This window comes from Vibrio sp. G-C-1 (assembly GCF_021728015.1).
Lineage (GTDB): Bacteria > Pseudomonadota > Gammaproteobacteria > Enterobacterales > Vibrionaceae > Vibrio > Vibrio splendidus.
The window spans coordinates 260,272-283,286 of the sequence record NZ_JAKKCR010000007.1; the positions used below are offsets into that span (position 1 = coordinate 260,272).

The window sequence follows — 23,015 nt, forward strand, 5'->3', positions numbered from 1 at the left end:
ACATCGAATCACCAATGTCGATATAACTATAAAGATTTGCTGCGGTCGTGGCGGAATTGGTAGACGCACCAGATTTAGGTTCTGGCGCCGAGAGGTGTGAGAGTTCAAGTCTCTCCGACCGCACCATCATTGAATAGAACCCAGCTTTTTAGCTGGGTTTTGTTTTATCTGGAATATGCAATTCTGCTAGCCAAGTCACCAAGTATTCTCCTCTATAACCTCACTTTTAATACGATTTTATAAGACAATGTCTGCTCCACTTTCGAATTGAGTATGACTACCTATGAAAACCCTCCCATTAACGATCGGTTGCTACACGGATACGCCAAGTAAAAGCCAAGGTGTCTATCAAACTCAGTTAGATCTAGAAACAGGAAAACTATTACCTCTAGAGCTTATTGCCGAATGTCATAACCCCTCTTTTATCACCGCGACAAAGTCTGGAATCTATACAGCATCTGAGGTTGAGCAAAAGAAACTGCCGAAACTCATTCATATACCTAATGTTGATTCACAAATCGCGTCCAACACAGGCCTTATCTCGGGAGATCACCCCTGCCACGTTGCGATAGATCCACATAATAAGTTTGCTATCACTTCCCAATACTCCTCAGGTACATTTGATATCTTTAGCTTAAGTATCAATGGCAACGTCGATAAACGACTCAAAACAATCAAAATGGTTGGCTCAGGGCCGAACAAAGAGAGACAAACTAGCCCACACGCCCATCAATGTTTGTTCTTACAAAACTCACCACAGTTTGTGACTGTCGATCTCGGCACCGATCGAATCAACTTCTATTGCTTTGACGAAGAGCAAGAAGAGTTCCTTGATGAGCCAATGCAGTCTATTAAAGCGCCCGCAGGAAATGGACCTCGTCACCTAATCTTCAACAAAGTTGAAGACAAAGCCTATGTAATCTGTGAGCTCTCTGAAACGATATTGATTTTGGAAAAGTCTTTAGGTATTTGGAATATAGTGGATGAGGTTGATGCCTTACCTAATATGGAGAAGAGAGGGACTACAGCCGCCATTAAGCTATCGCCCGATGAGCAATTCCTTTATGTGTCATGTCGACATCAATCAAGGATCAGTAACTTCAGTGTCGACTCTGAGGCTCAAAAACTGACTTTCATTGACAGCTACGACACTGAAGGAAAGTTCCCGAGAGACTTTCATATTACTGACGATGGACAATGGCTTGTCGCCGCAAACCAACACTCCAACAACATCACCTCATTCAAGCGTAACATTGAAGATGGTTCTCTGAACTATACCGGTTACTCGTTAGACCTTGATGCACCAGTTTGTGTCACTCAGCAACAATAAGCATTACAGCAAAAACAAAAAAGGAGAGCATCGGCTCTCCTTCTCTATATAAATAACCTGATCTAACCGTTTTAAAGGCCCAAGGCGTATTTCAATACTTGAGCTTTAATCGGCCCTGAACTTTCCGCTAATTTTAGTGCAGCATTGCGGACAAACTTTAGAGGGCCAATGTCATTACTGAAAGTTTTATAGAAGAAGTCCATTCCACTCTGCATCATTAAGTTGTCACTTCTTCTCATCACTTCATAGCGTCTTGCTACAGATTGATTCAATTCGCCTTTTTCATTGGTGACATCCAATAGTACTGAAACATCTTTAAAGCCCAAGTTGACGCCCTGCCCTGCTAAAGGGTTAATCGTGTGCGCTGAATCACCGACTAAAATGCAATTATTCTTCGAGTATGATTGAGCATGACGTCGTGTCAGAGGAAAAGATCCAGAATTCAATACCTTGATATCACCTAGCTCTTTAGGAAAGTTAGCAAGTACTTCATTTCGCAATTTTTCAGGGGTCATCGATGATAATTGCTTAATGCGAGATGGGGAGTCATACCAGACCAACGATCCCTGCCCGACTTCTTGACCGTCAGAGGTTAGAGAACATAATGGCAAAAATGAACGAGGACCACTTGGTAGGAATTGCTGCCAAGTAATATCTTGTTGAGGCTGCTCGGTTTCGACATTGATAAGCATGCAGTGCTGTCGGTAATCCCAAGCGGTAATACCAATCCCAGCTTGCTGACGAACGGCTGAATTCGCGCCATCAGCACCAATCACCCACTTCGCTGACAACTCAGCTCCTGATTGAAGCTTAACGATATTGGTTTCACCAAACTCAATCTCATCCAGCTTTTCTGGGCATAACAGTTCGAGATTGTCGTAGGCATCAAATTGAGACCATAATCCTAGTTGAATGAGCCTATTCTCAACGATATAGCCTAGACGGGGCAGATCCAGTGATGCAGCCTCAAATCGAGTACGACACTCTGGATGCTCCCACGTTTCTAAACGCTTGTAAGAACACACGCGCATCGCTGCGATATTTTGCCACGCACCAAGATCTTCAAGTAAATCGACCGATGCTTGAGAAATCGCAGACACACGAATATCCATCGCTTGTGACTCATCAAAAGCTTGTGGGGCAAAACCTTCGATCACCGCAACACTCAGCCCTTGCTTTGCAAAGCCGACCGCTGTTGCTGCGCCAACCATGCCGCCACCGACTACCACAATATCGTAACTGTTCATATTTTGTACTTATCAGTTTGATTCTTTGACTGTTTTTGATTGTACTTTTTCATAACTAACTTGTAACCAAAAACCTTATTCGAAAAAAGGGTTATCCCTTATGGTATATGGCGTTAACAATAATAAAAACCACTACATAAGAGATTTGTTCAGACTACTAGTCAGTCGGTTTTGAAACCAGTACAATACGCCGCTTGCCGCTAGAGCCAGTCATAAAATTGAATACCGAATTATGACAAATAATACTGGCGGATGAATAATGGGCGATTTGCTCCCTTAAATTAAACTAACGATCGAGCGAACATATAATGAGTAAGAAACTGCTAATTAAAACTTGGGGCTGTCAGATGAATGAATACGATTCATCAAAAATGGCCGACCTGCTTAACGCTGCAAATGGCTATGAGCTAACTGAAGTACCTGAGGAAGCAGACGTACTACTATTGAATACTTGTTCTATCCGCGAAAAAGCGCAAGAAAAAGTATTCCACCAGCTTGGTCGTTGGAAAACGCTTAAAGATAAAAAAGAAGGTGTGGTGATCGGTGTGGGTGGCTGTGTAGCAACTCAGGAAGGTGACCACATTCGTCAACGTGCACCATACGTAGACGTTATCTTTGGCCCACAAACATTACACCGTCTGCCAGAGATGATTAAGTCATCACTGTCTAACGAAAAGCCAGTAATGGATATCTCATTCCCTGAGATCGAAAAGTTCGATAACTTGCCGGAACCTAAAGCAGATGGCGCAACAGCCTACGTTTCTATCATGGAAGGTTGCTCTAAGTACTGTACTTACTGTGTTGTGCCATATACTCGTGGTGAAGAAGTTAGCCGTCCAATGGATGATGTACTCTACGAAGTTGCACAACTGGCAGAGCAAGGCGTACGTGAAGTAAACCTACTAGGCCAAAACGTAAACGCATTCCGTGGCCCTACTTACGAAGGCGACATCTGCACATTTGCAGAACTACTTCGCCTAGTTGCGTCTATCGATGGTATCGACCGTATTCGTTTCACTACAAGCCACCCGCTTGAATTTGGTGATGACATCATTGAAGTTTACAAAGATACGCCAGAGCTAGTGAGCTTCTTACACTTGCCTGTACAAAGTGGTAGTGACCGTATTCTTACGATGATGAAACGCCCGCATACGGCAATCGAGTACAAGTCTATTATCCGAAAACTGCGTAAAGCTCGTCCTGATATTCAAATCAGCTCTGACTTTATTGTTGGTTTCCCTGGTGAATCTAAGCAAGACTTCCAAGATACAATGAAGCTAATTAAAGAAGTTGATTTCGATATGAGCTTCAGCTTTGTTTTCTCTCCTCGTCCAGGTACACCTGCCGCAGATTACCCATGTGATGTACCAGCACAAGAGAAGAAAGATCGCCTGTGGGAACTGCAACAGACAGTAAACACACAAGCTATGCGTTTCTCTCGCCTAATGCTAGGTACAGAGCAGCGTATCCTTGTTGAAGGTCCATCAAGAAAGAATCTAATGGAACTGCGTGGCCGTACTGAAAACAGCCGTGTTGTGAACTTCGAAGGTTCTGCAGACCTAATCGGCCAGTTCGTAGACGTGAAGATCACTGAGGTTTACACCAACTCACTACGTGGTGAGCTAGTTCGCACAGAAAAAGACATGGGTCTACGCGTTGTAATGACTCCAGCAGAAATGATGGAAAAAACAAAACGTGAAGACGAGCTAGGTGTAGCAACATTTACGCCATAGCTAATACAACTGTTTGAGCACAAAGCGCAAACACAAAGCTTGAAATTACCTAACTAAGTGACCATCTTAGAAATAGGGATATCACCATCAGAAGCCCGGTCTAAATCGGGCTTCTTGCTCTTTTTTTTATTTAAGAGTGAGTGGCACAAAATGAGAGGCTAATTTGAGCAATAAAATCGTTACCTTAGAGATAAATCTAGAGCCAGCAGACAACAAGCGCTTGGCAAGTTTATGCGGACCATTCGACGACAACATCAAGCACCTTGAGCGTCGTCTGGGTGTTGAGATTAATTACCGTAGCAACTTTTTCACCATTGTCGGTAAGCCTCACACAACTGCCGCAGCTTTAGACATCATCAAACACCTCTATGTTGAAACGGCTCCAGTTAAAGGCAACATAATCGATATCGAACCAGAGCAAGTGCATCTGGCGGTCACTGAGTCTGGTATTTTGGAGCAACAGGTCGAGTCTGAAATCGACTACGGCAAAGAAGTGACCATTAAGACTAAAAAAGGCGTCATCAAACCACGCACACCAAATCAAGCTCAATACCTAATGAACATGGTCACTCATGACATCACCTTTGGTATTGGACCTGCTGGTACTGGTAAAACGTACTTAGCTGTTGCGGCTGCGGTTGATGCACTTGAACGCCAAGAGGTTCGCCGAATCCTACTGACTCGCCCTGCTGTTGAAGCTGGTGAGAAGCTTGGTTTCCTACCGGGTGATTTAAGCCAAAAAGTAGACCCATATTTGCGTCCACTTTACGATGCACTGTTTGAGATGCTTGGCTTCGAGCGTGTTGAGAAACTGATTGAGCGCAACGTGATTGAAGTTGCGCCACTGGCTTACATGCGTGGTCGTACATTAAATGATGCGTTTATCATTCTTGATGAGAGCCAAAACACCACGGTAGAACAGATGAAGATGTTCTTAACCCGTATCGGTTTTAACTCACGCGCTGTGATCACAGGTGATATTACGCAAATCGATTTACCTCGAGGAGCTAAGTCAGGTCTACGTCATGCAACTGAAGTACTCAACGAAGTGGATGACATTAGCTTTAACTTCTTCATGTCCGAAGACGTCGTTCGCCACCCTGTCGTTGCTCGTATCGTCAATGCGTACGAGAAGTGGGAAGCAAAAGACCAGAAAGAGCGCAAAGAGTTTGAAAAGCGCAAACGTGAAGAGCGTGAAGCCAAACTTCTTGAAGCTCAGCAAGCCGTTACGACACAATTAGCAACACAAAATAGCTCTGTAATTACAGAACAAGGTGATAAATAGATGTCTATTGAACTAGACCTGCAAATAGCGGTCGAAAATGAGCAAGGACTTCCAACTGAGCAAGATATTCAGCTTTGGTTGGACAAAACAATTCCTCAGTTTCAAGAGAATGCCGAGCTCACCGTTCGTATTGTTGATACAGAAGAGAGCCACCAGCTCAATCATGACTATCGTGGAAAAGATAAGCCAACTAACGTGCTGTCTTTCCCATTTGAAGTACCAGCAGGAATGGAATTAGATCTACTGGGTGACCTCATTATCTGCCGCCAAGTTGTCGAAAAAGAAGCAGAAGAGCAAAATAAGCCTCTGCTAGCACACTGGGCTCATATGGTTGTACATGGCAGTCTGCATCTGCTAGGTTATGATCATATCGAAGATGATGAAGCTGAAGAGATGGAGTCACTCGAGACAGAAATCATGCAAACTATGGGGTTTGAAGACCCGTATATTCTAGAAAAGTAAATTGATTCTAGTAAAGTAGGTTGCAGAGAAACAATAACTCATCGAACCTGTGATTTTCGCAGGAATCTGAGTTGTAACGTGTGCTATCACACTTCTGATAGCGTTATTTTTTGAGAAATCATGAACGAAGGTAACCCCCCCACTTCTGAGGGAAGTAAAAAATCTGAAGGTCCGAGTAGAAAGTCCTTCTTTGAACGCCTAGGCCAACTATTTCAAGGTGAAGTAAAAGATCGCCAAGAGCTCGTAGATGTAATCCGCGACTCAGAAATTAATGACCTAATTGACCACGACACACGCGACATGCTCGAGGGTGTTATGGAAATTTCAGAGATGCGAGTACGCGATATCATGCTGCCTCGCTCTCAAATGGTTACAGTTGAACGCACCGATGATTTAGATACATTGATTGCGCTTATTACTGATGCTCAACACTCTCGCTACCCAGTGATCAGTGAAGATAAAGACCATGTTGAAGGCATTCTATTAGCGAAGGACCTACTTAAGTATTTGGGTTCAGAAAGTGCCCCATTTGATATCGAACAAGTGATTCGCCCTGTCGTGGTTGTTCCTGAAAGTAAGCGAGTTGATCGCCTGCTCAAGGAGTTCCAAGAAGAGCGTTACCACATGTCTATCGTTGTCGATGAGTTTGGCGGTGTTTCTGGCCTGGTAACCATTGAAGATATCCTCGAAGAAATCGTTGGTGAAATTGAAGACGAGTTCGACGATGAAGAAGAGCTAGATATTCGTAAGCTGAGTAAGCATACCTATTCGGTTAAAGCTTTAACCACCATTGAAGAGTTCAACGATACGTTTAACACTTCCTTTAGTGATGATGAAGTTGATACTGTGGGTGGTATGGTAATGACAGCACTCGGTCACCTGCCTGTTCGTGGCGAAATTGTAGAAATCGGAAACTACCATTTCAAAATAACATCCGCAGATAACCGTCGTGTTATTCAGCTACAGGTAACCATCCCTGACGAGCAGCCTCTTCCGACTATCGAAGAATAACAACTTCTCTCTAAAGAGATGACAGAAATTAGATGACTAAGACCTTTATTCATCGCCTATTACGGCCGCTTGCGGCCGTTTTTGTTGGCGCTATAACCACCCTTTCATTCGCTCCATATTCAATATGGCCTCTTGCTATTATCAGCCCAGCTTTGTTGCTGTTACTGATCCACAACCGTTCTCCTAAAAGTGCGCTTTGGATTGGCTACGGATGGGGTTTAGGCCAATTCGCAACAGGTATCAGCTGGGTATACGTCAGCATCGATCATTTTGGCGGCATGCCACTGGCAGCCAACCTGTTTTTGATGGCTTTGCTCATTGGCTACCTAGCGGTTTATTCAGGCCTATTTACCTGGAGCTTAAACAAGTACTTCCCTGCTAATAACCTAAGCCGCTTTTTCCTCGCAGCTCCTGCATTGTGGTTAATCAGTGATTGGCTGCGTGGTTGGGTAATGACGGGCTTTCCTTGGCTTTGGCTTGGCTACAGCCAAATCGATTCTCCATTAGGCTCGTTTGCACCGATTGGCGGTGTCGAGTTAATTACTCTGGCAGTCATTGTCTCTGCATCTGCACTCGCTTATATGGTTATCAATAAAGCATGGAGTGTTGGCATCATCCCTGCAATCGTATTCAGTGCAGGTTTTGGCATTCGAAATATCGATTGGGTGACACCGAACCCTGAAAAAACAACCTCAGTGGTATTGATTCAAGGCAATGTAGATCAAGACAGTAAATGGCTACCAAGCCACCGCTGGCCTACGATGATGAAGTACACCGACCTAAGCAGAGAAAACTGGGATGCCGATATCATCATTTGGCCTGAAGCCGCTATTCCAGCATTCGAAGTTGAGATTCCATCTTTCTTACGTAACTTAGATAGCGCAGCGAAGATGAACAACAGCTCAATCATCACTGGCGTACTCAATCAGTCTGAAGATAAGAAGTACTACAACAGCGTTCTTTCTCTAGGTGTCAATCCATACGGTGAATACAACTACGATCCAGACGAACGCTACCATAAACATCACCTATTGCCGTTTGGTGAGTTTGTGCCGTTTGAAGATATCTTGCGCCCATTGGCACCGTTCTTCAACTTGCCGATGTCATCATTTAGCCGTGGCGATTTTGTTCAACCAAACATCGTGGCAAATGGCCGTCACTTAGCGCCTGCGTTGTGTTATGAGATCGTCTTTAATGATCAAGTTAGACAAAGCGTGACTGATGAGACGGACTTTATTTTAACGCTCTCTAACGATGCGTGGTTTGGTCGTTCGATTGGCCCACTGCAACATATGGAAATCGCACAGATGCGTGCTCTGGAGCTTGGTAAGCCCGTTATTCGCTCGACCAACAATGGTGTAACGGCAGTAACCGATTACAAAGGCAACATCATCAAGCAAATACCTCAGTTTGAAACGGCCGTATTAAAAGCTGATCTCATTTCAACTGATGGGCAAACGCCTTTTCACGCAGTTGGTACTTGGCCACTGTATATCTGGGCGATGCTCAGCTTGGTGATTGGCTGGGTAATTAGAAAGCCAAAGAGCTAGATTAGAAATTCGAAGAAAGTGATTTTAGGGTTGGCTGATTGGGTCAACCCTTTTTTATTGCTGCGGTGTAAAGTTGATGGTGCTATGGCTATAGTGTTTATGACTTAAGTGTTTACGGCTTAAGTGCTTTACGGCTAAACCCTGTCGCCCCACACTTGATACATGGAATGATATTGGTCGGGTGGTTGTATTCGGTTTGATGTCCACACTCATCACAGACAAGCGTCCCGAGCCCGATAACCTCATCCGCTTGATACAACCCTTGATGTTCTAAGTCTTGGAACAATTCAACCCATTCCACCTTAGTGCGATCAGTGATATCTAGCAATCCTTGCCAAATAGAGTCTGTGATCATCAAATAAAATGGACCACCTTTACTCTCTTCATAACTTTCGGAAAACTCTTTTAAGTCCGACTTCACATAGGCCGAGATCAATGAGAGCTCATCTTTGGTCATGTCATTGGCTGCTTTCGCATACTTACCTGACGTTTCGATTTTGTTGTTAAGCTCTTCAGGACTATGCTTCAGCGTTTCTATCACCTCTTCGACGACTTCTTCATAGAGTGCTTTTTTCTTCGGCATAACGACCTCCTTAAGATGACCAAGCTTTATCTTAGTGAACGGGGCCGTAGTTAAGCGACCAGTTCCTAACAAACAAATGCAATTCATACCCTTAAGTATAGCTGTCCTAAGTAATTTGGTTGAATTTACGCAATCAACCGTGCTGCAACTGCAAGTATGAAGGGTATAACTATTGTTGTACTAAGCTCCTTTAGGTATTCTATGACGATCTGTAAGATTCTGTTCTAACCGAACTCACAAATTCCAAGATAACCGGATACCATCGATGCAAGAACAATATAACCCGCAAGAGATTGAACAAAAGGTTCAACAACACTGGGATGACAGCGAGACTTTCGTTGTAAGTGAAGACCCAAATAAAGAAAAATTCTACTGTCTTTCTATGTTCCCGTACCCAAGTGGCCGACTGCACATGGGTCACGTGCGTAACTACACCATCGGTGATGTGGTATCTCGTTTCCAACGTCTACAAGGCAAAAACGTAATGCAGCCAATCGGTTGGGACGCATTCGGCCTACCTGCAGAAAACGCAGCTGTAAAAAACAACACAGCGCCTGCTCCGTGGACTTACGAAAACATCGAATACATGAAAAACCAGCTTAAACTTTTAGGCTTTGGTTACGACTGGAAACGTGAATTCGCAACGTGTACGCCTGAGTACTACCGTTGGGAACAAGAGTTCTTCACGAAGCTTTACGAACAAGGCCTAGTTTACAAGAAGACCTCTTCTGTTAACTGGTGTCCAAACGACCAAACTGTACTAGCGAACGAGCAAGTAGAAGACGGTTGCTGCTGGCGTTGTGACACTCCAGTAGAACAAAAGAAGATCCCACAATGGTTCATTAAGATCACTGAGTACGCTCAAGAGCTGCTAGACGATCTAGACAACCTTGAAGGTTGGCCTGAAATGGTTAAGACCATGCAGCGCAACTGGATCGGTCGCTCTGAAGGTGTTGAACTATCTTTCGCTGTTAACGGTGAAGAAGCGCCGCTAGAAGTGTACACAACACGTCCAGACACACTAATGGGTGTTTCTTACGTTGGTATCGCTGCAGGTCACCCTCTTGCAGAGAAAGCATCACTGAACAACCCTGAGCTTGCAGCATTCGTTGAAGAATGTCGTAACACCAAAGTGGCTGAAGCTGAACTCGCAACGATGGAAAAGAAAGGCATGGATACTGGCCTAACAGCTATCCACCCTCTTAACGGTCGTGTTGTTCCTGTTTACGTAGCTAACTTCGTTCTTATGGATTACGGCACAGGTGCTGTAATGGCGGTTCCTGCTCACGATCAACGTGACTACGAATTCGCAACTAAGTACGGCATCGATATCATCCCAGTAATCAAACCTGAAGACGGTTCTGAGCTAGATGTGTCTGAAGCGGCTTACACTGAGAAAGGTGTACTGTTCGATTCTGGCGAGTTCGATGGTCTTGCGTTCCAAGAAGCATTCGATGCAATCGCTGCGAAACTTGAAGCTGAAGGCAAAGGTAAGAAGACTGTAAACTTCCGTCTACGTGACTGGGGCGTTTCTCGTCAACGTTACTGGGGTGCTCCAATCCCAATGGTAACCACTGAAGACGGTGAAGTTCACCCAGTACCAGCGGACCAACTGCCAGTCATTCTTCCAGAAGACGTGGTAATGGATGGCGTAACTAGCCCAATCAAGGCAGATAAGTCTTGGGCTGAAACAACATTCAACGGCGAACCAGCTCTACGTGAGACTGACACGTTCGATACGTTCATGGAGTCTTCATGGTACTACGCACGTTACTGTTCACCACAAGCTGATGACATTCTAGATCCAGAGAAAGCAAACTACTGGTTGCCAGTTGACCAATACGTTGGTGGTATCGAGCACGCTTGTATGCACCTGCTTTACTCTCGTTTCTTCCACAAGCTTCTTCGCGATGCGGGTTACGTGACATCTGATGAACCGTTCAAGCAGCTTCTATGTCAAGGCATGGTTCTGGCTGACGCGTTCTATCACACGAACGAGAAAGGCACGAAAGAGTGGATTGCTCCAACTGACGTGACTATCGACCGTGACGCAAAAGGTCGCATTGAAAAAGCTGTCGACAACCAAGGCCGCGACGTTGAACACTCAGGCATGATCAAAATGTCTAAGTCGAAGAACAACGGTATCGACCCACAAGAGATGGTAGACAAGTACGGCGCTGATACAGTACGTCTATTCATGATGTTTGCATCGCCTGCAGACATGACGCTTGAGTGGCAAGAGTCTGGCGTTGAAGGCGCAAACCGCTTCCTTAAGCGTGTTTGGAAACTGGTTCACGCTCACTCTGCTAAGGGTGCAGCTGAAGCTGTTGACGCTTCTGCGCTATCTGGTGACCAGAAAGCACTTCGTCGTGATATCCACAAGACTATCGCGAAAGTAACGGACGATATCGGCCGTCGCCAAACGTTCAACACAGCCATCGCTGCAATCATGGAACTGATGAACAAGCTAGCGAAAGCACCTCAAGAATCTGTACAAGATCGTGCAATCCTTGATGAAGCGCTAAAAGCAGTAGTTCGCATGCTTTACCCAATGACTCCACACATCTCTTACGAAATGTGGATTGCTCTTGGTGAATCAAACGTAGATTCAGCAACATGGCCAACGTTTGACGAGAAAGCGCTAGTTGAAGACGAGAAGACTATCGTTGTCATGATCAACGGTAAGCTACGAGCGAAACTAACGGTTGCAGCTGACGCGACAGAAGAGCAAGTTCGTGAGCTTGGTCTAAACGATGAGAACGCTAAGAAATTCCTAGATGGCTTAACTATCCGTAAAGTTATCTTCGTACCAGGCAAGCTTCTAAACATCGTAGCTAACTAATATCAGCAGACTAACAGTTGCAGGCTAAAACGAGCGAGCGAGTTTTAGTCTGCACATATAACTGCTGAAGCGAACTTATTTTGTTTTCAGCAGTCTTTAGACAGGGTGCGACATTGCCCTGTCTACTTATTTAAGTGCTTTAGACCCAGAGCCCTACGATTCGAAAGCTCTAAAGCCTTTAAAGCCTTTAAAGCCTTTAAATAAGTATTCTACCTTCATGAGAGCCATCAAATAATGCGCCTGATTTCACTATCTTCATTGAAAGTTACTGTTGTTGTTTTAACCGTTAGCCTACTGAGTGCCTGTGGTTTCCACTTACGTGGTGACTATTCTGTACCAGAAGAACTCAACAAGATCTCTGTGACCAGTTACGACCAATACAGTACGTTTACACGTATGATGAAAGGTCAGCTACGTATGAATGATGTAGAAATCGTACCGCCTGCAGAAAACACCCCTAATTTACATATTATTAGCGAAAGCGTTAGTGAGCGAACTCTATCCCTTTACCAGAATACTCGTGCAGCAGAAAAAGAACTGACGCTCAACGCATCATACCGCGTCACGATTCCTGAGTTAGGCTCAAAGACATTCTCAACGAGCGTAACCCGTAGTTACCTAGACAACCCGTTAACTGCATTAGCAAAATCTGTTGAGCGCGACATGATCGAAGATGAGATGCGTAAGCTTGCAACAAGTCAAATCCTTCGTCAAATGGCTCGACTAAAAGCGAACATCGCAGCTGATAGCATGGATCTAGATGCGCTAGAAAATGTTCAAGTAAAAGAGCTTGAGAAACAATACAACATCAAGAACGTCGAAATAGATCCAAGCTCTACGGAAACGGCAGAGCCCGTCGAATCAGCTGAACAATAGGTTTATTTGATGCGTATTTTTGCTGACCGCTTATCAGAGCAACTTGCTAAACAGCTAAGTAATGTTTACCTCATTTTTGGTAACGAACCTCTACTGCTGCAAGAGAGTCGAGAAGCGATTCAAAAGGTTGCAAAACAGCAAGGCTTTGATGAACGTCACCGCTTTGCAATTGATAACAGTCTGGACTGGAATCAAGTCTATGACTGCACTCAAGCATTAAGCCTGTTCTCTAGCCGTCAAATCATCGAGCTTGAGCTGCCGGAATCAGGAGTCAATGCTGCGATAGCCAAAGAGCTACTGGCAATCTCAGAGCATATCCACAGCGATATTCTGTTGGTCTTGATTGGCACGAAGCTAACCAAGGCTCAAGAAAGTGCTAAATGGTTTAAAGCACTGTCTAATCAGGGTCACTGGGTCAGTTGCCTAACGCCAGATGTCAGCCGATTGCCTCAGTTTGTCCAAGCGCGCTGCCGTCAAATCGGCTTATCTCCAGACCCTGAAGCGATTCAAATGCTGGCACAGTGGCACGAGGGTAACCTATTTGCTCTCACTCAAAGCCTAGAAAAGCTAGCGCTCCAATACCCTGACGGAAAACTTACCCTAGTACGCTTAGAAGAATCACTGAGCCGCCACAACCACTTTACTCCCTTCCATTGGAGTGACGCGTTACTGGCTGGAAAAGGTAATCGTGCACAACGAATTCTAAGACAACTGGAAGCTGAAGGTGTAGAGCCAGTCATTTTACTGCGTAGCATACAACGTGAACTTGCCTTGCTATTACAAATGCAGCAACAAATGAAACAGATGCCGATCGGCCAAGTATTCGAAAAACACCGTATCTGGCAATCTAAAAAGCCTCTTTATAACGCTGCGCTAACAAGAGTTTCGATTTCTCGATTACATTCGTTGTTTGCGTTGCTGACTCAAGCCGAATTAATGACAAAAACTCAATATGAACAGTCGCCTTGGCCACTAATTCATCAGTTAAGCGTAGAGTTTTGTATCCCTTCAGCTTCAATCCCATTTCACGCATAAAAGCGTGGTATATTCTAGGGTCAACAGATCCTAAAAAGCTAAATTCAGATTAAAGGAACACCCCGTGTTACGTGAAGAACTAAAAGATTTTCTTGCAGACAAAGCCGACGACATGAAAGCAGAATCGATTGTTACTATCGATGTAGAAGGCAAATCAAGTGTTACTGATTACATGATTGTTTGTACTGGCACCTCTAAGCGCCATGTTGCCTCTATCGCACAACACGTTGCCGATGAAGTGCGTAAAGCTGGTATGCAACCACTAGGCATGGACGGGCAGCAAGAAGGTGAATGGGTTGTTCTAGATATGGGAACAAGCATGCTTCATGTTATGCAAGAAGAACATCGTGAGCTGTACCAACTAGAAAAACTTTGGGGCTAAGCGTTGAAGATCCAGTTAATCGCAGTTGGTACAAAAATGCCAAAGTGGGTCGAAGAAGGCTTTAAAGAATATAAACGCCGCTTCCCTCATGATATGCCATTAGAACTCATTGAGATCACTGCGGGGAAACGTGGTAAAAATGCGGATATTGCACGTATTCTTCAAAAAGAAGGCGAAGCAATGTTGGCAGCAGTGCCAAAAGGCAACCGCATTGTCACGCTTGATATCCCAGGTAAAAAGTGGGATACCCCACAACTGGCAGAACAATTGGAAAGTTGGAAGTTGGATGGACGCGACGTTTCTATCCTTATTGGCGGGCCTGAAGGATTAGCACCTGCGTGTAAAGCGGCTGCAGACCAAAGCTGGTCTCTATCGGCGCTTACTCTCCCTCACCCATTAGTACGCGTTATCATGGCTGAAAGCTTGTATAGAGCTTGGAGCATCACTGCTAACCACCCTTATCATCGAGAATAAGCGTTAATGTTACGTAAACGTAGCCAAATCCGTGATTACAAAGCAGAAGCACGACTATTTACTAGTCGTGCTTTTGTTGCGTTTGCGGGGATCATAGTCATGATGTCGATGTTGGTTGTTAACCTGTACAACATTCAGGTCAACCAATATCAGGACTATAAAACCCGCTCTAACGACAACCGTATCAAGGTCGTTCCCATCGCGCCTAACCGTGGTTTGATTTACGATCGCAACGGTGTACTTCTTGCCGAAAACCGCCCAGTTTTCAACCTAGAAATTACACCCGAAAAAATCAAAGATATGGATGACACGCTCGTCCGTCTACAAACGTTAATCGAGATTCCACCTGAACGTATCGAGCGTTTTAATCGTGATCGCCGCAATTCACGACGCTTCAAGTCAGTACCAATTCTGAATCAGCTCACCGAAGAGCAAGTTGCAGTATTCTCTGTAAACCAGCATAAATTTCCGGGTGTTGAGGTAACAGGCACATTAAAACGTTTTTATCCGTATGGTGATGTACTGACTCACGTTATTGGCTATGTATCGCGCATCAACGATCGCGATATACAGCGCTTAGTACGAGAAGAAAAAGACGCCAATTACAAAGCAACACGTGACATCGGTAAACTTGGTATTGAGCGCTACTACGAAGACATGCTGCACGGCACCGCGGGTTATCAAGAAGTTGAAGTAAACAGCCGTGGACGAGTGATTCGCACACTAAAATTTGTCCCTTCGGTTCCAGGGAAAGATATCGTACTTAACTTAGATATCAATCTTCAACTATATGTGCACAAACTGCTCGATGGACGCCGTGGCTCTGCCGTCGTTCTCGACCCGAAAGACAATGGCGTGTTAGCGATGGTGTCTAGCCCAAGCTACGACCCGAATGCATTTGTGCATGGTATCTCCTCTAAAGGTTATAACGCCCTACTACAAAATAAAGATCGACCTTTGGTTAACCGTGCCACATTAGGTATTTATCCACCAGCTTCAACGATCAAACCGTTTATCGCCGTTGCTGCTCTACAAGAAGGTGTGATTACACCGAATACAACGCGTAATGATCCAGGTTATTGGAAAATACCTAACTCCAAAACCAAGCCGTTTCGCGACTGGTTACGCTGGGGACACGGTGTTGTTGATATAGAGAAAGCGATTGAAGAATCAGTTGATACCTTCTTCTACCAAATCTCCTTTGATCTAGGTATCGACCGTTTATCTCAATGGATGATGCTATTCGGCTTTGGTGACTACACAGGCATTGATATTTACGAAGAAAGTAAAGCCAACATGCCAACTCGCGAATGGAAAATGGCAAGACACCGTGTGCCTTGGTACCAAGGTGACACCATCCCCGTTGGTATCGGACAAGGCTATTGGACGGCAACACCGATGCAAATCGCAAAAGCCACGTCTGTATTGGTCAACGAAGGTGAAGTAACAGCGCCTCACCTATTACGTGCGACGATCGATAATGGTCAGCCATTCGATGACCAAACGGTATCAGAGATCGAAACTTATCCTCCAATCACTGGTGTTAAGCAGAAATACTGGGATATCGCGCAAGAAGGCATGAGACTGGTAAACCACGGAAAGAAAGGTACAGCAAGACGTTCATTCCAAAAGATGTCTTACCAAACCGCTGGTAAATCAGGAACTGCGCAAGTATTCGGTCTCAAAGAAGACGAAGAATACAACGCGGACGAAATCGCAGAGCATTTACGCGATCATGCACTCTTTACTGGTTATGCTCCTTTTGAAGATCCAGAAGCGGTTGTGACTATCGTATTAGAAAACGCAGGTGGTGGCTCATCAAATGGCGGCCCTGTCGTTAGAAAAATATTAGACCATATTATTCTCGCTGAAGAAGATGAAAGTAAGGCAACAAAATAATGAAACTTGATCCTTCTACTGGACGAAATAGAGCCTTGTTTGAAAGGTTCCATATCGATCTCCCATTACTGCTCGGTATTCTGGTGTTGATGGGCTTTGCCTTATTGATCATGTACAGCGCCAGCGGACAAAGCCTTGCGATGATGGATCGCCAAGCAATGCGTATGGTGCTGTCTTTAGGTGTCATGATCTTCTTAGCGCAACTTTCGCCTCGTACCTATGAAACCTTGGCCCCGCTGTTATTTGCAGGCGGTGTCATCTTACTCTTGGGCGTGTTGTTCTTTGGTGAGGCATCTAAGGGTGCCCAACGTTGGTTAAATTTCGGTTTTGTTCGATTCCAACCCTCTGAACTATTAAAGCTTGCGGTACCTTTGATGCTGGCCCGATTTATCGGTAAACGATCACTGCCGCCAACCTTTCAAACATTAGCGATCTCGCTAGTCATGGTGTTTGTACCTACCATTTTAATCGCTAAGCAACCCGACTTGGGTACATCCATCCTTATCGCCGCATCCGGTATCTTCGTGATATTCCTGGCTGGTATAAGTTGGAAAATAATTGCCAGTGCCGCAATAGCGTTAGGGGCATTTATCCCAATATTATGGTTCTTCTTGATGCGTGAATATCAAAAAGTACGAGTAAGAACCCTTTTTGATCCTGAATCAGATCCATTAGGTGCGGGCTACCACATCATTCAAAGTAAGATTGCGATAGGTTCTGGTGGTGTATCAGGAAAAGGTTGGCTACAAGGTACTCAATCTCAATTAGAATTCATTCCAGAGCGCCACACTGACTTCATTTTTGCGGTAATTGCCGAAGAATGGGGCATGATTGGTATTTTGTTCTTGCTTGCTATCTACCTATTCATTATTGGACGGGGGTTAGTGCTCGCGAGCCAAGCTCAAACGGCATTTGGTCGAATGATGGGCGGCAGTATTGTACTGAGCTTCTTCGTTTATATCTTTGTAAACATTGGCATGGTAAGCGGTATTCTACCCGTGGTTGGTGTTCCTCTACCTCTCGTCAGCTATGGCGGTACTTCAATGGTTACCCTTATGGCTGGTTTTGGTATTTTAATGTCGATCCATACACACAGAAAAGCATTCTCAAAGGCGACCTAATCGATGTCTATTACAATATTTCAAAGAAAAGCATCTTTGGTTGATGAGCTGCCAATCAAAAGAATAGTCTCTATCTTAGGGCTAGCAATTTTAATCAACGGTTGTTCTTCAAAGCAGCCAACCGGTCGCTACGATATTGATTCGGATATTGCACCGGATGCACCTATCTCGGTGGAGCATCTAGAAGATGCTCACCCTCAATATGAACCTTATAGTTTGGGCGGAAACACTAATTACACTCTGCGCGGTGAAGACTACAAGATCGTAAAAAAAACCGAAGGGTTTACCGAGAAAGGAAAAGCATCTTGGTACGGTAAGAAATTTCATGGCCATTTAACCTCAAATGGCGAGATCTACGACATGTATTCCATGTCTGCAGCACACAAAACATTGCCCATTCCGAGCTATGTAAAAGTGACGAATACCGATAACAATAAAACGACGATTGTTCGTATCAATGACCGAGGCCCATTCCACGAAGGCCGAATCATTGACCTTAGTTATGCGGCAGCTTACAAGCTCGATGTCTTGAGAACCGGCACCGCAAATGTTGAGATAGAAGTCATCACCGTGGCGATGCCAACCGACGCGAATAAAAAGGCCGCTTTGCCTCAATTTATTATTCAGGTCGCCACCTCTCCACATGAAGATAGGACCGAGAAGTTAGCTAAAGATCTAGGCGAAAAGCTAGCTGTAGCAACGTTCTTGCAGCCAAATGACGATAACTACCGTCTGATGCTTGGGCCATTTCATGACTATGCTCTGACTCAAGAGAAATTAGAACAAGTTAAGCTAATGGGTTACCCGTCAGCTTATATAAAAAAACACACACTAACCCGCTAATTAATCTAACAGTTACTTCTGGTAATCAGCGCTCTGGTGTGACAGAGTGATTCTGTTAATATATGAATAGTTCACCAAATAATTGCATTCAAAATGATTAAATCTAATAAACTTGTTAAATCGATTTTTGCTACTTCTGTTGCTCTTTCTGCAACGATAGCTACATCGTCATTCGCCGCTCCAATTGTAGTCCCTGATGCACCGCAAATCGCCGCTAAAGGTTTTGTTCTGATGGATTACCATTCAGGCAAAGTACTAGCAGAGAAAGAGATGAACACTCAACTTTCTCCAGCAAGTTTAACCAAGATGATGACAAGCTACGTGATCGGCCAAGAGCTAGAACGTGGCAACATCAATCTAAACGACGATGTTGTAATCAGTGAAAATGCTTGGGCTAAAAACTTCCCAGATTCATCGAAAATGTTCATTGAAGTGGGCACAACGGTTAAAGTGGAAGAACTGAACCGTGGCATCATCATTCAATCAGGCAACGATGCGACTGTTGCAATGGCTGAGCATATTGCTGGTTCTGAAGATGCATTCGTTGACCTAATGAACGCATGGGCAAGCTCTATCGGCATGAAAGACACGCACTTTGCTAACGTGCACGGTCTAGACAACCCGAACCTATACTCAACACCTTATGATATGGCGCTACTTGGTCAGGCGCTGATTCGCGATGTTCCTGATGAGTACCGTATCTACTCAGAGAAAAAATTCACTTACAACGGCATCACCCAGTACAACCGTAACGGTCTGTTATGGGATAAGAGCATGAACGTTGATGGCATCAAAACGGGCCATACAAGCAAGGCAGGTTATAGCCTAGTCAGCTCAGCAACCGAAGGCAAAATGCGCCTAGTTGCTGTTGTGATGGGAACTAAAAATGCTAACGCTCGTAAAACAGAAAGCAAAAAGCTGCTTAGCTACGGCTTCCGTTTCTTCGAAACAGTGGCGCCACACACAGCCGGTGAAACCTTCGTAGAAGAGAAGATCTGGATGGGTAGCAAAGATACAGTTGCACTAGGTGTCGACGAAGATACTTTCGTTACCCTACCTCGTGGTCAAGCTAAGAACCTAAAGGCAAGCTTCGTTCTTGAAAAAGAACTGGAAGCACCAATTAGCAAAGGTGATGTTGTCGGTAAACTATTCTACCAAGTTGATGGTGAAGACGTTGCTGAATACCCACTACTTGCACTTGAAGATGTAGACCAAGGCAGCTTATTTAGCCGTCTATGGGACTACCTAGTATTGCTGTTTAAGGGTTTATTCTAAACCAGTCAAAGCTTTGCACTGAGCAATACAAAAACTCAGTGCAAAGCTAACTCAATGAGTAAGTTCATTATTTACTCATTGACGAACTAAAAGCCGCCATGTGCGGCTTTTGTTGATCTTGAGTTCAGCGATATTTACACGTAATATTCCGCCCTATTACTCGTGTCTGTTGACCGAACACGCTTTTTATCGACATTTCGCCAATTTGCGAGAGTCTAGCCTTTTGGAGCTATTCATGAACATCAATTCTGATGCAAAACTAAAAGATCTCTTAGAGTTCCCTTGTTCATTCACTTACAAAGTAATGGGCTATGCTAAGCCAGAACTTACTGAGCTAGTGCTAGAAGTGATCCAGCGTCATGCTCCTGGTGACTACAGCCCAACGCTAAAACCGAGTGCGAAAGGTAACTACCACTCTGTTTCGATCAATATTACAGCGACTTCAATTGAGCAAGTAGAAACGCTATATAAAGAACTGGGCGAGATCGAAATCGTTCGTATGGTTCTGTAATCTCCGATTACACATGAAAAACAGCGGCTTATTGCCGCTGTTTTTGTTTGAAGCACCCTATCTAGGTCAAATTCATTCAACTTAATTTTCAATAAATACAAAGAAAGTTGAAAAACCTTGCAGTCCGTCTGTAGTTAGAAACCTGTTTCGCGTTTATAATGCGTTCACTTTATTAATCCTTGAGGGAGTGCAGCTTTGCAAAATAAGCTAATCGTAAAAAAATTAGGCCGTCAGGATTACGAACCTGTATGGAAAGCCATGCATAAGTTCACAGACGAACGCACAGAAGAAGACGTAGACCAAGTTTGGTTGGTTGAACACAACCCTGTCTTCACTCAAGGACAAGCAGGCAAAGCCGAGCATGTATTAAATGCTGGTGACATCCCTGTCATTCAAAGCGATCGCGGTGGCCAAGTGACTTACCATGGCCCAGGTCAGTTAGTCGCTTACTTTTTGATTAACATCCGCCGCAAAAAATTCGGAGTACGTGATTTGGTGACTCATATCGAGAACCTCGTAATCAACACTCTGAAAGCTTACAATATAAATTCAACTGCCCGACCTGACGCTCCTGGTGTTTATGTCGATGGCAAGAAAATCTGTTCACTCGGATTACGTATTCGACGTGGCTGCTCGTTCCACGGGTTAGCACTCAACGTCGATATGGACCTGTCTCCATTCCTACGTATTAACCCATGTGGTTATCAAGGTATGGAAATGGCACAAGTAAGCCAGCTAGGCGGGCCAAGTGAACTAGAAAACGTTGAGCAACAGTTAATACAAGAGCTCGTAGAGCTACTCGGCTATGACCAAGTAGACATTCAAGCCACCAGTAACATTACAGCAGAAGCATAAAATCATGAGCAAACCAATCCAAATGGAAAAAGGCGTTAAATATCGTGACGCTGACAAAATGGCATTAATTCCCGTAAAGAATATGCCTGCTGAACAGAAAGAAGTTCTACGTAAGCCTGCATGGATGAAGATTAAACTTCCTTCAGACAGCCATCGTATTCAAGAAATCAAATCAGCAATGCGCAAGAACAACCTGCACTCAGTTTGTGAAGAAGCGTCTTGCCCTAACCTAGCCGAGTGTTTTAACCACGGCACGGCAACGTTTATGATTCTTGGCGCTATCTGTACTCGTCGCTGCCCGTTCTGTGATGTTGCCCATGGTCGCCCTGTTGCTCCTGAAGCAGAAGAGCCGAAGAAACTGGCTAAGACGATTAAAGACATGAAACTGAAGTACGTAGTAATCACTTCAGTTGACCGTGATGACTTGCGTGACGGCGGTGCTCAACACTTTGCTGACTGTAACCGTGAAATTCGCGAACAAAACCCAAATATTCGTATCGAAACGCTGGTACCAGACTTCCGTGGTCGTATGGACGTTGCGCTTGATCTAATGAAAGACAACCCGCCAGATGTTTTCAACCACAACCTAGAGACAGCGCCGCGTCTATACCGCAAAGCGCGTCCAGGTGCGAACTACAAATGGTCTCTTGATCTATTGAAGAAATTCAAAGAACAGCACCCAACTATCCCAACAAAATCAGGGGTGATGATGGGCCTTGGTGAGACGAAAGAAGAGATCGTTCAAGTACTGAAAGACCTTCGTGAACATGGTGTAACGATGCTGACACTAGGCCAATACCTAGCACCAAGCCGTCACCATTTACCAGTAGAACGCTACGTGCCGCCTTCTGAGTTCGATGAGCTGAAAGAGATTGCTCTAGAGCTAGGCTTCACTCACGCCGCTTGTGGTCCGTTTGTACGTTCTTCTTACCATGCAGACTTGCAAGCTCAAGGTATGGAAATTAAGTAATCACGATTGCTTAACTAGAAACGCGAAGGCGCTGACTATTATGTTCAGCGCCTTTTTTCTATCCTGTTCGTGCCGCTAAGCTTTATATTTCATGCCACTATAAGCTTTATATAAAAACAACAAAGCCACTCTTTATGAACTGACCCCCAATAGTTGGACACCAATTATTGGGGGTCTTTTTATGTCCAAATATAGCCGAGAGCTAAAATGTATCATTGCTAAGCAATACTTAGATGGCACGTCATCTCTCTACTTAGCAAAACAATATTCAATTTCTTCAAGGCAGATACGGTATTGGGCTCAAGTCTTTGCCATCCATGGTACTGATTCATTTTTATCAACTAAGCATGCCGAGACTGCTCAAACAAAACGAAAAGCATTGAATTTAATGTGGACGAATGAATGGTCTCTCACGCACACTAGCGCAGTATTAAACCTCTCATCCCCTGGGATACTCTCTGTCTGGCTCAAAAGATTTAATGAGCTCGGTATCAAAGGGCTCAAAATGCGCCAGAAAGGAAGACCCTCAATGAAACAGCAACCTCAACGTACCACTAAGCCTGATAATGAAATGACACTTGAGGAGCTAAAAGAGGAGTTGGTTTACTTACGAACCGAGAATGCCGTTCTAAAAAAGTTGGAAGAGTTGGAGCAGGAAAAAAACCGTCGAACAAAGAAAAAGCGGTCATAGCTCTAACTCTTAAAGGCAAGTACCCGTTAAAGCACTTACT

General features: G+C 44.4%; 21 protein-coding genes and 1 tRNA gene. 20 read left to right on the forward strand and 2 right to left on the reverse strand.

Annotation, left to right across the window (positions count from 1 at the left end; genetic code table 11):
• Positions 1-41 precede the first annotated feature (41 nt).
• Together L3V36_RS12925 and L3V36_RS12930 are read left to right on the forward strand one after the other, a co-directional pair.
• A tRNA-Leu gene (locus L3V36_RS12925) sits at positions 42-126 on the forward strand.
• A 157-nt stretch (positions 127-283) separates the two neighbouring features.
• The gene (locus tag L3V36_RS12930; RefSeq protein WP_102448108.1) at positions 284-1,330 is read left to right on the forward strand and encodes a lactonase family protein; all 1,047 of its coding nucleotides are present in this window, start codon (positions 284-286) and stop codon (positions 1,328-1,330) included.
• A 71-nt stretch (positions 1,331-1,401) separates the two neighbouring features.
• Here the strand turns inward: L3V36_RS12930 and L3V36_RS12935 are convergent, their stop codons facing one another.
• Positions 1,402-2,577 (reverse strand): 2-octaprenyl-3-methyl-6-methoxy-1,4-benzoquinol hydroxylase, encoded by a 1,176-nt coding sequence (locus L3V36_RS12935; RefSeq protein ID WP_076644729.1) that lies wholly within the window; start codon positions 2,575-2,577, stop codon positions 1,402-1,404.
• A gap of 308 nt (positions 2,578-2,885) precedes the next feature.
• Here L3V36_RS12935 and miaB point away from each other — a divergent pair, with 308 nt between their 5' ends.
• From miaB to lnt, 5 genes are all read left to right on the forward strand, one after another.
• Positions 2,886-4,310, forward strand: a complete 1,425-nt coding sequence (gene miaB, locus L3V36_RS12940; RefSeq protein WP_004735256.1) for a tRNA (N6-isopentenyl adenosine(37)-C2)-methylthiotransferase MiaB — start codon at positions 2,886-2,888, stop codon at positions 4,308-4,310.
• Between the two features lie 163 nt (positions 4,311-4,473).
• Entirely contained in the window at positions 4,474-5,595 is a 1,122-nt protein-coding gene (locus L3V36_RS12945; protein WP_004735255.1) for a PhoH family protein, read from the forward strand.
• Positions 5,596-6,057 carry an rRNA maturation RNase YbeY gene (ybeY, locus tag L3V36_RS12950; protein WP_102440787.1) on the forward strand — a complete coding sequence of 154 codons (462 nt, stop codon included), beginning with the start codon at positions 5,596-5,598 and terminating at the stop codon, positions 6,055-6,057.
• Positions 6,058-6,177: 120 nt separating this feature from the next.
• Positions 6,178-7,068 (forward strand): CNNM family magnesium/cobalt transport protein CorC, encoded by an 891-nt coding sequence (corC, locus tag L3V36_RS12955; protein ID WP_004735253.1) that lies wholly within the window; start codon positions 6,178-6,180, stop codon positions 7,066-7,068.
• Positions 7,069-7,100: 32 nt separating this feature from the next.
• Positions 7,101-8,618: an apolipoprotein N-acyltransferase gene (lnt, locus tag L3V36_RS12960; RefSeq protein WP_102448109.1), complete on the forward strand. Its 1,518-nt coding sequence runs from the start codon at positions 7,101-7,103 to the stop codon at positions 8,616-8,618.
• 112 nt (positions 8,619-8,730) lie between these two features.
• On the opposite strand, the gene L3V36_RS12965 is transcribed toward lnt, so the two are convergent.
• On the reverse strand, positions 8,731-9,201 hold the full coding sequence (locus L3V36_RS12965) for a zinc ribbon-containing protein (RefSeq protein ID WP_004735251.1): 471 nt from the start codon (positions 9,199-9,201) through the stop codon (positions 8,731-8,733).
• Positions 9,202-9,466: 265 nt separating this feature from the next.
• On the opposite strand from L3V36_RS12965, the gene leuS reads away from it, so the two are divergent.
• The 13 genes from leuS to L3V36_RS13030 all read left to right on the forward strand — a co-directional run bounded on the left by leuS (position 9,467) and on the right by L3V36_RS13030 (position 22,975).
• Positions 9,467-12,043 carry a leucine--tRNA ligase gene (gene leuS, locus L3V36_RS12970; protein WP_017090603.1) on the forward strand — a complete coding sequence of 859 codons (2,577 nt, stop codon included), beginning with the start codon at positions 9,467-9,469 and terminating at the stop codon, positions 12,041-12,043.
• A 234-nt stretch (positions 12,044-12,277) separates the two neighbouring features.
• Positions 12,278-12,919: an LPS assembly lipoprotein LptE gene (gene lptE / locus L3V36_RS12975; RefSeq protein WP_102448111.1), complete on the forward strand. Its 642-nt coding sequence runs from the start codon at positions 12,278-12,280 to the stop codon at positions 12,917-12,919.
• Positions 12,920-12,928: 9 nt separating this feature from the next.
• Positions 12,929-13,954, forward strand: a complete 1,026-nt coding sequence (gene holA, locus L3V36_RS12980; protein WP_017087696.1) for a DNA polymerase III subunit delta — start codon at positions 12,929-12,931, stop codon at positions 13,952-13,954.
• Between the two features lie 64 nt (positions 13,955-14,018).
• Positions 14,019-14,336, forward strand: coding sequence for a ribosome silencing factor (gene rsfS / locus L3V36_RS12985; RefSeq protein ID WP_004735247.1), 318 nt, complete (start codon positions 14,019-14,021; stop codon positions 14,334-14,336).
• 3 nt (positions 14,337-14,339) lie between these two features.
• The gene (gene rlmH, locus L3V36_RS12990) at positions 14,340-14,810 is read left to right on the forward strand and encodes a 23S rRNA (pseudouridine(1915)-N(3))-methyltransferase RlmH (protein ID WP_004735246.1); all 471 of its coding nucleotides are present in this window, start codon (positions 14,340-14,342) and stop codon (positions 14,808-14,810) included.
• A gap of 6 nt (positions 14,811-14,816) precedes the next feature.
• Positions 14,817-16,709, forward strand: a complete 1,893-nt coding sequence (mrdA, locus tag L3V36_RS12995) for a penicillin-binding protein 2 (RefSeq protein ID WP_017080326.1) — start codon at positions 14,817-14,819, stop codon at positions 16,707-16,709.
• Positions 16,709-17,830, forward strand: coding sequence for a rod shape-determining protein RodA (gene rodA / locus L3V36_RS13000; RefSeq protein WP_102456902.1), 1,122 nt, complete (start codon positions 16,709-16,711; stop codon positions 17,828-17,830). Before mrdA ends, rodA begins: the two co-directional genes overlap by 1 nt.
• Positions 17,831-17,833: 3 nt before the next feature.
• The gene (locus L3V36_RS13005) at positions 17,834-18,673 is read left to right on the forward strand and encodes a septal ring lytic transglycosylase RlpA family protein (RefSeq protein ID WP_102448113.1); all 840 of its coding nucleotides are present in this window, start codon (positions 17,834-17,836) and stop codon (positions 18,671-18,673) included.
• A gap of 93 nt (positions 18,674-18,766) precedes the next feature.
• Positions 18,767-19,948: a serine hydrolase gene (locus L3V36_RS13010; protein ID WP_017079939.1), complete on the forward strand. Its 1,182-nt coding sequence runs from the start codon at positions 18,767-18,769 to the stop codon at positions 19,946-19,948.
• Positions 19,949-20,183: 235 nt separating this feature from the next.
• Positions 20,184-20,459: a DUF493 family protein YbeD gene (ybeD, locus tag L3V36_RS13015; protein ID WP_017079938.1), complete on the forward strand. Its 276-nt coding sequence runs from the start codon at positions 20,184-20,186 to the stop codon at positions 20,457-20,459.
• 195 nt (positions 20,460-20,654) lie between these two features.
• Positions 20,655-21,314: a lipoyl(octanoyl) transferase LipB gene (gene lipB, locus L3V36_RS13020; RefSeq protein ID WP_017079937.1), complete on the forward strand. Its 660-nt coding sequence runs from the start codon at positions 20,655-20,657 to the stop codon at positions 21,312-21,314.
• 4 nt (positions 21,315-21,318) lie between these two features.
• The gene (gene lipA / locus L3V36_RS13025) at positions 21,319-22,284 is read left to right on the forward strand and encodes a lipoyl synthase (protein ID WP_004735240.1); all 966 of its coding nucleotides are present in this window, start codon (positions 21,319-21,321) and stop codon (positions 22,282-22,284) included.
• 181 nt (positions 22,285-22,465) lie between these two features.
• Positions 22,466-22,975, forward strand: coding sequence for a helix-turn-helix domain-containing protein (locus tag L3V36_RS13030; RefSeq protein WP_102448114.1), 510 nt, complete (start codon positions 22,466-22,468; stop codon positions 22,973-22,975).
• Positions 22,976-23,015 lie beyond the last annotated feature (40 nt).